This window comes from Cedecea neteri, assembly GCF_000758325.1.
In the GTDB taxonomy this organism is placed as follows: Bacteria; Pseudomonadota; Gammaproteobacteria; order Enterobacterales; family Enterobacteriaceae; genus Cedecea; species Cedecea neteri_B.
Window position 1 is genome coordinate 979,999 of sequence record NZ_CP009459.1, and the last position, 13,043, is coordinate 993,041.

A 13,043-nucleotide genomic window follows, 5' to 3' on the forward strand; every position below is an offset into this window, starting at 1 on the left:
GCTCGTAACATTTGTAACTATTGTTTTTCATTTACGCGGTAAGAAATTCACGTTCAAACTGCTCAAGGGTACGCGCTTTGGCATACAGGAACCCCTGCGCGTAGATAACCCCCTGCTGTACCAGCCACTCGCGCTGGGCTTCTTGTTCCACGCCTTCAGCCACCACTTTCAGATCCAAAGCTTTAGCCATCGCGATAATTACGCCCACCATCGAGTTATCTTCCGGCAGTCCTTCGATGAAGCTTTTGTCTATCTTCAACACGTCAATCGGCAACGCTTTCATATGATGCAGGTGGTGAAGGCTGGCGTAGCCCATGCCGAAATCATCCAGTGCAATGCGCACCCCGGCCTGACGAAGCGGTCGCAGAATGTTTACTGCCGCCTGAGGATCTTCAATGCGGCGACTCTCGGTCACTTCAAGAATCAGCGTGCCGGGTTGGATTCTGTAACGTCTGAGTAACTCTAACAGTGAAGGCACCATGGCTTCATGCAGCAACTGGAGCGCGGAAAGGTTGACGCACAGCGGCAGCGTAATCCCCCGGCTTTGCCAGGCTGACAGGGTGCGACAGGACTCTTCAAGGATCCAGTTGCCGACGGTAATCATCAGCCCGCAGGCTTCAATACGCTCAATCAGCCCTTCCGGCAGGCTCCAGCTACCATCAGCCTGGCGCTGGCGCAGCAGGACTTCGGCGCTGACCACGCTCCCGTCACGCATATCCACCTGCGGCTGTAGCCAGATGGCAAAATGATGCTTCTCGAGCGCGTTCAAAATATCGTGCTCTTCGGTCAGACGGCGCTGGGCTTTTTCCATTTGATCGGGGTCGAAGAACTGAATTTGGTTTTTCCCGAAGCGGCGAGCCGCAAGCGTTGCCGAAGCCGCCCGACGATAAAGCTGCTCTGCACCCAGGCCTCCCCTGAACATCGCTATGCCAATGCTGGCGGTAGGTTTCAACTGTAGCGCCTGGATTGGCAAACGAGCGTTGAGCGTTTCCATGATTTTCTGTGCCAGCGTCATAGCATTCCACGGGTCGCTGACGCCATAGAGCAGCAGCCCGAAATCATTCTGGCTAAGCTGGGCCAGCACCGCGTTGGTCGGCAGCACGGGTTTAATTTTCTCGACCAGCGTCAACAGCAGCATCTCGCGCTGCTCTTCGTTCAGCACACCGGCCGCATCCTGCAGCGTTTCGCTACCAATTAACATCAACGCGCCATGCTTCTCGTTCGTCACCATCTGTTCAATCAGCGCCATCAGCAGCGCCTTATTTGGCAGCTCGGAGATCGGGTTGTGGGTGCTCAACGAATTCATTTGCTGCTGAAGACGCTGGGTAACCTGCTGATTGCGGTTATAGCTGCGTACCAGCATGCCAATCTCATCGTCATGATGCAGCGGCGGCAGCGTAAGCTGATGCTCGCCCGCTTGTTGAGGATTAAGGCCTTCCAGCTCGCGGCTAATCTTACGAATCGGATGCACCACCAGCCGATTAATACACCAGCTGATCGCCACGGTCAGAATCAACGCCAGCAGCAAGTAGGTGGTCAGCAGGGTAGAAATAGTGCTGATGATAATGCGGTACATACGCCAGGAATCAGCCTGTAACACCAGATAAGCCAGCGGCTGCGGGTTGGCCGGGCGCTCAAGAGAGTAAAGCGGCAGAGAAATTTGCACCGGCAGTTCAAACACGCGGGTGATGAGCATCGGGATTTGATGCTCTGGCATAAAGCTAATGCGAAGTGCCTGGAACTGGTTTGGCAGTACGACATCAGCGCGGCTGATAATGCCCGAGGGTTGGATCTGGTGAAGAATGGCCTCAGCCTGCGGAATGTCGGCACGCAAAATGGCCTCAGACAGCGGAAGACGCACTGAGTGGGCGATTTTCTCCATTTGCGTGGCGGTGTCGTAGCGATTTTGCTGCACAAAATGGAACAGCTGAATGACGATAAAAATGAAAATAAACGCCAGGGCCACGGCTGACACCATCGCCATCTGTTTTATCGTTAGGGAACGACTGACTCGCAAACTGACTCTCCGCTTTTGCTTAACCTGCGCCACGCCCGGCCTCAGGATATTCTTACGCCCGCAGAGTATACTGCATTGCCACCCTTTTGAATCCTCGCCCCAGGAGAATCGGGTAATTCTGCTTTTATGGGCAACTTTGCGCCGAATTCTGAGTAAAAAACCGCAAACGGCGGGCTAACCCGCCGCTCTGCGTCACAGCTAATCAGAAGTCCGCGTATGGCACCAGCGGCTGCGGCGGCATATCCATATCGCCCTGCCAGCCTGCCAAGGAGTAGCGAACGAAAATCAGCGCATGGCTTGGGGTGTAGTCCTTGGCCTGCTGAATATCAATCCCGGCACCGATTGACCAGTGCGAGCTGATCCGGCGTTCTACCAGTGCTCTCGCCGTATAGCCGAAGCCGTTGCTGCTGCTTCCCGAGAAGGTGTCATTGCGGTCCGGATAGCCGCCCGGGTCATCCGGGTAGTCGTTAGTGTTATTTGGCACGAGGTTACGCAGCGGATAACGCTGGCCCGCATTGCTGTGGGAGTAGGACCAGGAGCCGGAGGCGCCCAATTCCCAGGACCAGTTCTCGGTGCGTTTACGCCAGATGACCGGCACGGCAAACGACACGTATTTTTGCGGGCTGTAATAGCCACCCTGGCCGAGGAAGTAGTCGCTGAGGTCTTTTTCGTAGTGCCAGACCATGTTGGTCAGGCCCACGGTTAGCCGCTGATTATTCTCGTTAATCAGTTTGTAGTAGTAGCCCGTCATCCAGCGCACGCGCCAGTTATCGGCCACGTTTTTACCGGTCAGCGTGTCTGCACTCAGGCTGGACCAGACGCCGTTGGCTTCGCCCTTATCGTAGCTCAGGCTAACGCCACCGCCGGTCGCGCGAACGCCTCCCCACACGGTATTGGTATTCGGATCCCGTTGTCCGCCAAAGGAGAGCAGCGAGCTGGAGATAGGCCGACGATGCGCATTGACCGTGTAGCCAATCGGCCCCAGATCGTTGCTGTAGCTGACGCCGCCGACAACATCCACGACGTCAAAGCCCAACGGCGTGGTGCCAATGTCCGTTTGCCAGGTATTGTTTTTCCAGCCAACAGCCAGGCTTGCGCCGTTGCCACTCTGGTTTCGGTTGCCGAAACAGTTGTGCTCCGCACAGGTACCCCAGCGCTCGTTGTAGCCCGCCCCGTTATCTTTGAACGAGCCAGCATCCATATTCACCATATCGGTACGGAACCACATCCGCCCGTCGCTAAGCGGAGCGTCCACCTGCAGCATCGTGGTGTGTGCTTTCAGATCGGAGTACCCCGGCGTACCGCTTGAGCCCCAGTATTCGTGGTCCAGCGTCACGTTCACATCCTGCTGTCGGTAAAGATCGGCGGCATCGCTGCGCACGCCCCGCTTCAGCCAGTCGTCTTTCTCATCGTTGCGGGTCAGGCGAGTGAAGGTGTCGTTATCCTGCGGGCGCTGCCGGGTAATCCCCGAGGAGACCATAGCGTCTTTGTAAGTCTCCAGGGCCTGCTGCGGCTGGCCGCTAGCGGCCTGGAAACGCGCGGCATCACGCATCACCAGCGCACTTTCCATCGATGGCGGCTGGCTTTTCGCCGCGACCAGAATCGGCGCGTAGGTTTGTGCGGCTTTTTCGTTATCGCCCAGGGCAGACCAGGCGTTCGCCACGCGGCGTTGCGTATTGGTGGACGGAGCTTCACCCGCCGGCGCTTTCTGCAGCTTCGCCAGCAGATCGCGGGCCTGAGGTTTATCCCCTTCGGCAATCAGCACCTCGGTTAAGCCTAACAGCGCATCTTCGTTGCCCGGTGAACGCTGCAGGACTTTCTGATACTGCGCTTTCGCGGTGGGACGATCGCCACGTTCGGCGGCCCAGTCGGCAAGCGTTAAGTCGACGCGATCGGACGGCGTCTGCTGCTGAAGCAGCGCAATGGCGTCTTTTTCTTTGCCGCTATCCCGTAGCCGGTTAGCCGTTTGCATGACTTCGTTAAACTGCAACCGGTCTGCAAGCTCATGAATATTGTCAGTCCACTGCGCTTTGGGCAGCGTATTGAGGTGGCTTAGCGCCGCCGCATCGTGGTTATTACCTGAGAGATAAAGGCCGTAAGCGAAGACCTGCTCCGGGTCGCCGGGCTTGTGTTGGGCCAGGCCGCGCATCAGGCTGTCTGCCTCGCTGTGTTTTCCGGCGGCATAGAGATCGTTCGACAGTCGGTAGGTTATCCACACGCTGTCCGGGTCGAGTTTGAGCCGCTGGCGCTGGATCTCTGCCGCTTTTGCCCACTGGCCCTGGCTTTCCAGCGCAGTGGCCTGCTGCTCCAGCCGCTCACCGGTCAGGCTACGTTCAATATCATCAATACTTTTTCGCTGGCTGGCTGAAAGACTCTGAATATACGCCGTTGCACGCTCCGGCGACTGGCGACGGTACACGTTCGCCAGGCCACGAATCGCGTTGCTGTTCCCGCGATCCATGCGCAGCGCCTGCAGATAATAACGCTCCGCGCTGGCATCATCTTTTTTGGCAACGGCCACATCACCAAAGCCCAGCACCGCGTAGCTGTCGGTATTATCCACTCTCTGCGCCTGCTGGTACTTCTGCAGCGCGGCATCCGGGTTGTTGGCTTTGAGCAGAGCATCGCCTTGTTCAATCAACAGCCAGTAGCGATTGGTTTTTAACAAGCTGTCCCACTTGCCCCGGTTGTCGCTTTGTGGGTCCATCTGAATGGCTTTCTCGAACTGCTGTACCGCGAGGGCGCGTTTTCCCTGCTGAGAATAAGCCTGCCCCAGGGCGCCAACCACTTCGCTGTCGTTTTGCTTCGAGCTTAACGCCTCTTTCAACTGCGGAATGGCCTGATTCCCACGCCCACCGCCCACATCTTCCAGACCTTTTGCCCGAGCGAGGAAAGCCGGATCAGACAACTGTTTTTGCTGCTGCGCGAGCCTGTCACGCGCGGTGGCCACCGTATCGCCTTCGGTGAAGACATTAAGAAAACGCTGCAGGGCTGCGACGCTTTGTGGCCCTGTCGGTAAATTACTGATTTGGCCGTACCATAAAGCCGCCGCGTCTTCCCGGCTGCCGTTGGATTTCGCCATTTGCTCAAGCACCTGATAAGCCTCGGCGCTGCGGCCGTTGGCAAACATCAGTCGCGCCAGATTGCCACGCAGTTCGCCGTTCCCCGGCGCAGCGGCATCCAGCGCTTTCAGTTTATCGATCGCCTGGTTGGTGGTTGCCGGGCGCTTCGCCATCAGCATCCAGTATTCAATCGCTAAATCCCCTGCGGGCGGATTGCCGTCAAACAGCTTTTCATAGGCGGCAATAGCCTGTTCGGTATGCCCGCTGGTCGCTAATAAACGGGCCTGCTGCAGCTGCTGGCGGCCATCCGCGCCGGTCAGCATCATCGTGACCTGCGACTGTTTATATTCGGCGGAGCCGGGGGCCAGTTTTGCCAGACGCTCAAGCTGTGCTTTCGCCCCGGCGTTATCGCCCTGGCGCAGCAGGTAGCGCATTCGGGCCGCAATCACGTCCGGATCGTCCGGTGCCATCAGCTCCAGCCTGGACAGCGACTGCCGCACAATATCTTCGCGTTTGCTGGCCTCACCCATCCTCACTTGCTCCAGCAGCTGCTGCTGAGGCGTCAACGCGGCCTGAGCCATCGGCATCAGCGCCATGCCCAATGAGAGAGTGACGAAACTTAATGAGAACTTGCGCATACCTGACCCCAGCTCGGGATTAACTCACCCCGAGAATTGAAGCGAAAACGATTTTGATCCCATCCCTGACCAAAGAGCGTTAAAACATAGCTGTAATAGGCATCAGCCTGGGGGAAATTGTCTTTCACCCGCTGACGCTGCACGTCCCGTGCTTCGCTATCCTGTAAAAAAGGCAGCATGGCAGCGGAGAATCCCACTGGGCCATTGCCCTGAACGTTGCCGGTTTGCACATCGACTTTTTCCGGCGGCAAACCTTGTTTGATGGTGATATCCGCCATGGGCTGGAAGGCCTTCAGCAGCGCGGCTTTATTTGGCGCGTCGTCGGCCATCATGCCAATCCACATGTAGACGCGTATTGAGTCATAGCTGCCGCTGCGGGCATCGTCGGTCTGGAACTGCCAGCCTTTGCCTTCACGCCAGTCGGCCCAGTTGGGTGAAAATCCTTTGGGTGCGGTTTCAAGCAGTAATCTTTGGTTTGCCACCTGCATGGCCGACCACGGGCCGCGGTAACGCACCATTCGCTGCAGTACCTGCGGCGGGAGATAGCTTGGATTCAGTCGCCAGTCAGGAGAATGATTAAACCCCACTCGCCCCGGCAACAGCGAAAATCCCAGCCCTGGGATTTTAATCACTTCTTCTTTCGCCACACGCTTCAGCAGCTTTTCACCGAGGCGGCTATAGGCAGGCTCATGCCAAAGGCGCCCCGCTTCGAGCAGGCTCCAGACAATCCACATATCGGCATCGGAGGCGGAGTTACTGTCTAAAACCGTCCACGCATCTTTGTCGTTTTTGCCCCACAGCCAGGAAGGAAGGTGGTCTTTCAGCGCCCCCTGAGCGAGGTTGTTTTCCGTCCAGCGCAGCAGCTTGTCGAACATCACCCGATCGTTAGCCGCCAGGGCAAAGAAAAGCGCGTAGCTCTGCCCTTCAGAAGTGGTGATTTTGCGCTCATCGCTGGGATCGATCACCCGCCCCTGGTCGCTGACATAGCTGGCTTTAAACTGCTCCCAGGCAGGCCAGCTACAGGCGGCCTGCCCGGAAACGGTTGTCAGCATCAGCCCGACCATCAGCAGTGCGGCGCCGATTTTCATCGTAATTACTCGTCTTCCGGATCGATACGGCGGCGGCTAAGAATGCGCAGGATACGCCACAGCACCCAGGCCAACAGCACGACGCTTATCGCGGCGAAGATAGCCAGCAGAACCGGGTGGTTCGACAGCGCGTACCAGATGCGCTCGAACCACGGCAGGTGGCCCACATAGTAAATATCGCCGACGCGCAGGCTATCCACGCCGGATTCACGAATCACCGCTACCGAGCCGGAAATCGCCGCCCGTTTGCCGCTGTCGTTGAGCGCATTGTTCAGCAGCTCATAACCTCGAGGGCTGTCGGCGAGCAAAGCAAGGACGCTACGCTGGTCGTTATACGGCGACTGGAAGCCCACGATGGCGGCCATTGCGCCCTGGGAGGTCACCGCCGTTTGTGTATCCGCCGCGCGATCTTTTGGATCGGAAACGCCGTTCAGCAGTGGAGTCTGGCGTACCGGGGTTTTCACCCAGCTTTGGGCCGCATCAACCAGGAGGTCGATACGTTTGTCATCTTTCATCGTCGGTGGAATCGTGCCGATGATCATGATGTCCGCATCTTTGCCCTGTATGGTGCTGCCATCATCAGTCAGGTTTACGCTCAGCGCCGGGAAGCCAGTTTGTGAGCCAATGGTGCCGAGCGCATCCAGCAGCGCGGTTACCTGGGCCGGGTTAGGCGCTTTGCTGACCACCACAATGGTTTGCGAAAGATCGGCCATACGGCTGAACGGGAAGCCCGCATTAGCAAAGGTGCGCAGATCCGGCATGGCAATAAAGTGGTGATAGTTAGAGAAGTCGATGGTTGACTCATCTTCCACCACGACGTGGTTTTGGACCGGCTGGAACGTAATACAGTTCTCAAGTGATCCACCTGGCATCGGGTTCATATAAGAGAAGTCAAAGCGCAGCTGGTTGGCGGCTCCCAGACGCAGAGCGGGAATCGACACATCCGTTTTGCCGTCCAGCAGGCCCTGCAGCACCGGCAGGCGCAGCAGCAGCTTATTGTTCTCTTCGTTCGGCGTCAGGTTAAACGACTGCAGGAACTGGTTGTTCAGGCTAATGTCCATGCGCGAGCTGTCTTTCATCGCCGGTGCGGTGTAGCGATACTTCAGATTGAGATCGATGCCGTTACTGCGCAGCAGATAGAGATCGGGCGGCAGATTCATCGTTACGCTAATGGCGCTCGGCTCCTGGCCGCTGGACTGCAGCTGCTCCTGGTAAGTTTTCATCTCGCCCAGCGTTACCGGCCGGTCTGTTCTTACCCAGTTTGGCGCATCGTAAGGTTCGCGTGGCTGCAAGGGCTTCACGTCATCCACGGTCACGCTGCTGCCGCGGAACAGGATATTCCCCTGGGCAATGCCTTTTGCCGCCTGCACCAGGTCTTTATCATCACGGCCCATCACCACCAGCAGTTTGACGTACGGGTTATCCGGGTGGCTCATCATCTCAACGGTTGGTGCCTGCACGGCAGGATGGTCGCGCAGGAAGTCCGGGCGCTTGTCGTTGGTCGCAAACACGATCCCGTTGCTGGTCGGCAACTGATTGAAGAGCACCGGGAAGTTCTGCCCACGCCATGCGGTACGGGAACCAAACCATGAGGCGACAATCCCGGCGGCACGCTGCTGTTCAATATCCGGGCTGGCAGCAAAAACGACAGGCAACGTCAGCGGGCGATCGTCACGCGAGTCGAAGAAAGGCACCGGGAAATGCGACAGATCGTTTTGAGCCGGCAGGCGCTGGTAGGTCAGTGCCAACGAGCTGCTGCGACCGACATCCATCCACAGCGTGGTGCTGGCCGGGTTCTCGCAGATGTCGCGGTAGTGGCCGACAAACTCCAGCCTCACGCGGTTAAAGTCGGTGATATACAGCGGGTCAACCGGCACCTGAGCGAAGGTCTTTTTGCCCAGTTGCTCTTTGGTCACCGGCAGGACACCCATCAGCTCGTCGTTAAGATAGACTTTGAGCTGCGACTGCACCGGCAGCAGCGAAGGTGAAGGGGTATATTCGAGGTTCAGCAGCGCTTTCGAGACGATTTCATCCCGACGCATCCCAAACTCTACCCCGCCATTCGGGTTCACGCCGGTCAATACCATGCTGCCCGGCGGCGGCGCAATTTGCGCAAAATTCAGTTTCACATCGCGGGAGGGCACATTTTCGGCGACGATGGGCGCATTTGCGCCAGGTACACCCGGTAAGACTTGCCCAACCGTAGGGGCGCTGTCAGCGGGCGTAGCGGGAACGATCGCCTCGGTTGAACCCGGCGCAGGCGTAACCACCGCCTGATTTGCCGTCGCCACGGCAGGAACCGTCGGAGCCGGCGTCGAATCAGCCGAATTTGCCACTGTAACAGGCAGGGCGCTGATGCCTACCGCCGCTGCATAAAACCAGGATATTTTTCTTTTCATCGCGTTATCATCAAATTAATCAAGCTGTTGACAAACCTCAGGCGAAAGAAGAAACACCAGAGAACATCAATTCGTGATTTCAGTTGCCGGCTACAAAGAGGGAAAAACCACGCTTTTTCCCTTTCGGTGAGCAATTTCGTTAAGCCAGGGCAGACAAAGTCCGCCGTTTTGCTGGTTCGGCCGTTGGGCTGTGTGGAATAAACGACACAACCCAGTCCACCAGCGTGGTGATCGCGTGGAAAACAAACTTCAATGACGGTGGAGCGAACTCCGCAAGGTGCCGGTAACCCCGGAAGCCAAGCTTGAGAATATCCACCAGACTTTCCAGCGGTTTATCCTCAGGGAAACTGTCCTGCCACAGCGCCCAGGTATCGGCGCGGGCAAAAGTACACTGAATAAAATCGATATGCTGTTTGGTGGTCATCTGCGCCAGCTGCAGGCCGACTTCATCGCCAAAGACACGCATCACCTGAGCCGGGAAGAAGAACTCCTGTGCTCCACGTTTCAACAGCAGGTTCACTTTCTGCCCTTCCAGCACCTGGGTCGGGCCATGAATCTTGATCCCTACCCCGCCGTCTGAGTAGTCATGCACGGTACACGGGAAGAGGTGACCATCTTCACGCGCCAGCGCAGCCGGCATGGCAATTTCAACGCGGTGCGCTCGCCGGACCTGCTTACTCTCCACGGAAACGGCCACCGCACCGCCCAGTATTATCAAGTTGTAGAACACCCACAGCAGACTCACCACCACCGTTAGCGCTTCATTTTCCGGGCCGTAGAAGAAGCGCCATGCCCCAAAGGCAACGCCCAGCAGGTTAATCAGCACTAAAATCAGGTACGGACGCGTGATGACCCAATCCACATATTCGTTTTCAACCAGCCCGCCCTTCGCGGTCACGTTGAACTTCCCTTTGTGCGGATTAAACAAGGCCACCAGCGTCGGTTGGGCGATGTACCAGGCCAGCACCGTTTCGTAAATTTCACTCCAGAAAGAGTGGCGATATTTGCCCTGAATTTTGGAGTTAGTCAGGCTGGCGTGGATCATGTGCGGCAGAACAAACAGCGCAATCATGATGGCCGGGGCGTAAATGATATAGGCGTGTAACAACAGGAACGCCAGCGGCGCCGTCAGGAAGATAAGCCGCGGGATCCCCGACAGAAAATGGAACATGGCGTTGGCATAACAGAGCCGTTGGGCAAACTTCAGCCCTTTACCGAAGAACGGGTTATCGAGACGGAATATCTGCGTCATCCCTCGCGCCCAGCGAATACGCTGCCCGATGTGCGCGGAAAGGCTTTCCGTTGCCAGCCCTGCAGCCTGCGGAATACGCAGGTAAGCCGAGGTATAGCCCCGGCGGTGCAGACGCAGCGATGTGTGGGCATCTTCGGTCACGGTTTCAACGGCAATACCGCCAATTTCATCCAGCGGGCCACGGCGAATCACCGCACAAGAGCCGCAGAAGAACGTGGCATCCCACATATCGTTCCCGTCCTGCACCAGCCCGTAGAATAGCGTCCCTTCGTTAGGCGTTTTACGGAAACGCCCCAGGTTACGCTCGAATGGGTCAGGCGAGAAGAAATGGTGCGGGGTCTGCATCATCGCCAGCGACTTCTCTTTGAAGAACCAGCCCATGGTGAGCTGCAGGAAGGAACGTGTGGGCACGTGGTCGCAGTCGAAGATAGCGACGAAATCGCCCTTCGCATGCTTCAGCGCGTTGTTGATGTTCCCCGCCTTGGCGTGTTCGTGCGTCGAACGGGCGATATAGTTGACCCCGACCATATCGGCAAACTGCTTAAACTCGTCGCGCCCGCCATCATCCAGAATCCAGATATTCAGCTTGTCTTTCGGCCAATCAATGCCGAGCGAGGCATAAATTGTCCCCTTCACGACGTGCAACTCTTCGTTGTAAGTCGGCACAAAAATATCCACCACCGGCCAGGTATTCATGTCTTTTGGCATCGGTACCGGCTGGCGGTTAAGCGGCCACACCACCTGGAAATACCCCATCACCAGCACCAGCCAGGCGTAGGTCTCGGCAAACAGCAGCCCCAGACCGAAGACGAGGCTGACTGGATCGTTCCAGTTCAGGGTCGAGGTGTAGCGCCACCAGATGTAGCGGCAGGAAACGGTGAGCGACAGCACAATCAGCATCAAGGCAGAGAAACGCCCCGGTAAACGCCGAACGATCAGCGCCACGCCCCACAGCAGCATCAGGAAGATAAACTGTGACAATGGGTTAAACGGCTGAGTAATACAAAGCAGCGCAAGAATGGCCGAAAATACAACAATCACGCCAAGAATGATCCGCCGGGCAGTGTGGTTGATATGGCTCAGTTCTTTCTTTTCATCGAGATGCTGCGTTCGGTTGCTAAAGTTTTCCGGCAGTTTATCCAGCCAGCCGTGCCAACTTTCACGCCAGGCCTGCATCCGGCCAAAAGAGCGTACCCGCGGGCGCCCGGTTTGCTTACTGGCGCGGAGCAACAGCCACAGGCTTTGGATACTATAACGCACCACGTCCAGCGGGCGTGGCCTGTCTGGATTGATATGCGGGTAGAACTGGTCATGCCCGGCGCGTATGCGCTGCCAGCGGGGGCCTTCAAGCGGCAGAAAAACCCAGGCAAGAATCAAGACAATGCAGCCCAGCATCGCACTGAACATCGGGGCACCGTTGCGGCGAAAAGTACGATAACGCTCACCCAGCCGCTGGCTGGCAGCGGGGAGTAACAGCCAGGAGGCCAACTGACTCATGCCTTCTTCCCAGCAAGGTTCAACAGGAACCAGTTGGCAAGCGTCATAATTTCCTCGGCAATCAATGAATCCGGACGGTATTCGCCAAGCGGCTGTTTTACCGCCGCACTTTCGGCCATCGCCTCATCCCGGTGAAGAATAATGGGGATCATCGTGCGCTGGCTTTGCAGCCAAATTTGGTAGATATCATCCTGCAGCTGACTGGCCACCTGCAGATAGTTCACCAGGATATGCGCCCCTTGCGGCAAGGCCTGCTGATGCAAACGAATATGGCAGTTGGTGTCTGGTTTAACCACCGTCACCACGCTGTCGGTTTGTGCCAGAATCTGGCGGGTTAAGGCATTAAAACCGTAGGGTAAATCCAGCAAGATCCACTGGTAACGCTGGCTCGCCTTCAGGTCGGCAAGAAAATGGCTGAACTTGCCAAGGGCTTTTTCCACCGTGTCGAACGTTTCATGCTCAGCCGGGCTAAGCTGGCCGAACGGCAGCACGTCGAGATGGCTGGTATAGCGCCACGCGCATTTGCGCCAGTCTTCGTTATCCAGCATGGCTCGCGCCCAGCCCTTAGGCTCTGCGAAATCAATATTATAAAACAGACGCAGCAGGTTATCTGGCGAGATATCCACCACCAGTACCGATTCCCCAAGTTGCTGCAACGACCAACCAAGCGCCGCGGTAATAGACGTCGTCCCTACGCCACCACGCAGCCCTTGCAACCCAATGACAGCCATCAGGCCTACTCCCTATTGTTGCGTTAATTCAGCCAGCAGCGGCCAACGTTTAATTGCCGCCGCCAGTTGTTCCTGCTGCGATATATCGGTGTAATCTATTTCGGGCAGTGAAAATGCTTTACTTAGCGCCAGAAAATCATTTTGGAAGGCATAAACAAGCTTGTTTTCCTGAGCATTGCCAGTCTCTTCATCTTGCATTTTAGTTGTCATCCCTCGGTCAGGTTTGGTCAGCAGTGATAACTGCAAATGCCTGGAAAACAAAAAATGTTTTACAATGCTAAAACTGATGCTGTTTATTTTCAATGGTAGGTTTCTTTCTCAGCTTACGCTAGTAAACTGACATACATACTAATTTATCT

General features: G+C 56.7%; 7 protein-coding genes. All 7 read right to left on the minus strand.

The window, feature by feature from the left end:
- Window positions 1-31: 31 nt before the first annotated feature.
- On the minus strand, window positions 32-2,017 hold the full coding sequence (gene hmsP / locus LH86_RS04670) for a biofilm formation regulator HmsP (protein WP_039298799.1): 1,986 nt from the start codon (window positions 2,015-2,017) through the stop codon (window positions 32-34).
- Between the two features lie 202 nt (window positions 2,018-2,219).
- Entirely contained in the window at window positions 2,220-5,717 is a 3,498-nt protein-coding gene (gene bcsC / locus LH86_RS04675) for a cellulose synthase complex outer membrane protein BcsC (protein ID WP_039298802.1), read from the minus strand.
- Window positions 5,699-6,805, minus strand: coding sequence for a cellulose synthase complex periplasmic endoglucanase BcsZ (gene bcsZ / locus LH86_RS04680; protein WP_039298805.1), 1,107 nt, complete (start codon window positions 6,803-6,805; stop codon window positions 5,699-5,701). Before bcsZ ends, bcsC begins: the two co-directional genes overlap by 19 nt.
- Before the next feature lie 5 nt (window positions 6,806-6,810).
- Entirely contained in the window at window positions 6,811-9,204 is a 2,394-nt protein-coding gene (gene bcsB, locus LH86_RS04685; RefSeq protein ID WP_039298809.1) for a cellulose biosynthesis cyclic di-GMP-binding regulatory protein BcsB, read from the minus strand.
- 139 nt (window positions 9,205-9,343) lie between these two features.
- Window positions 9,344-11,953 (minus strand): UDP-forming cellulose synthase catalytic subunit, encoded by a 2,610-nt coding sequence (bcsA, locus tag LH86_RS04690; RefSeq protein ID WP_039298812.1) that lies wholly within the window; start codon window positions 11,951-11,953, stop codon window positions 9,344-9,346.
- Window positions 11,950-12,684 carry a cellulose biosynthesis protein BcsQ gene (gene bcsQ, locus LH86_RS04695; protein ID WP_039298815.1) on the minus strand — a complete coding sequence of 245 codons (735 nt, stop codon included), beginning with the start codon at window positions 12,682-12,684 and terminating at the stop codon, window positions 11,950-11,952. Before bcsQ ends, bcsA begins: the two co-directional genes overlap by 4 nt.
- A gap of 12 nt (window positions 12,685-12,696) precedes the next feature.
- On the minus strand, window positions 12,697-12,882 hold the full coding sequence (gene bcsR / locus LH86_RS04700) for a cellulose biosynthesis protein BcsR (protein WP_038483072.1): 186 nt from the start codon (window positions 12,880-12,882) through the stop codon (window positions 12,697-12,699).
- Between the last annotated feature and the right edge of the window lie 161 nt (window positions 12,883-13,043).

Excerpts from the sequence above, each read along its gene's own strand:
- bcsC (WP_039298802.1), bottom strand. The coding sequence starts at position 5,717 with ATGCGCAAGTTCTCATTAAGTTTCGTCACTCTCTCATTGGGCATGGCG.
- bcsZ (WP_039298805.1), bottom strand. The coding sequence starts at position 6,805 with ATGAAAATCGGCGCCGCACTGCTGATGGTCGGGCTGATGCTGACAACC.
- bcsB (WP_039298809.1), bottom strand. The coding sequence starts at position 9,204 with ATGAAAAGAAAAATATCCTGGTTTTATGCAGCGGCGGTAGGCATCAGC.
- bcsA (WP_039298812.1), bottom strand. The coding sequence starts at position 11,953 with ATGAGTCAGTTGGCCTCCTGGCTGTTACTCCCCGCTGCCAGCCAGCGG.
- bcsQ (WP_039298815.1), bottom strand. The coding sequence starts at position 12,684 with ATGGCTGTCATTGGGTTGCAAGGGCTGCGTGGTGGCGTAGGGACGACG.
- bcsR (WP_038483072.1), bottom strand. The coding sequence starts at position 12,882 with ATGCAAGATGAAGAGACTGGCAATGCTCAGGAAAACAAGCTTGTTTAT.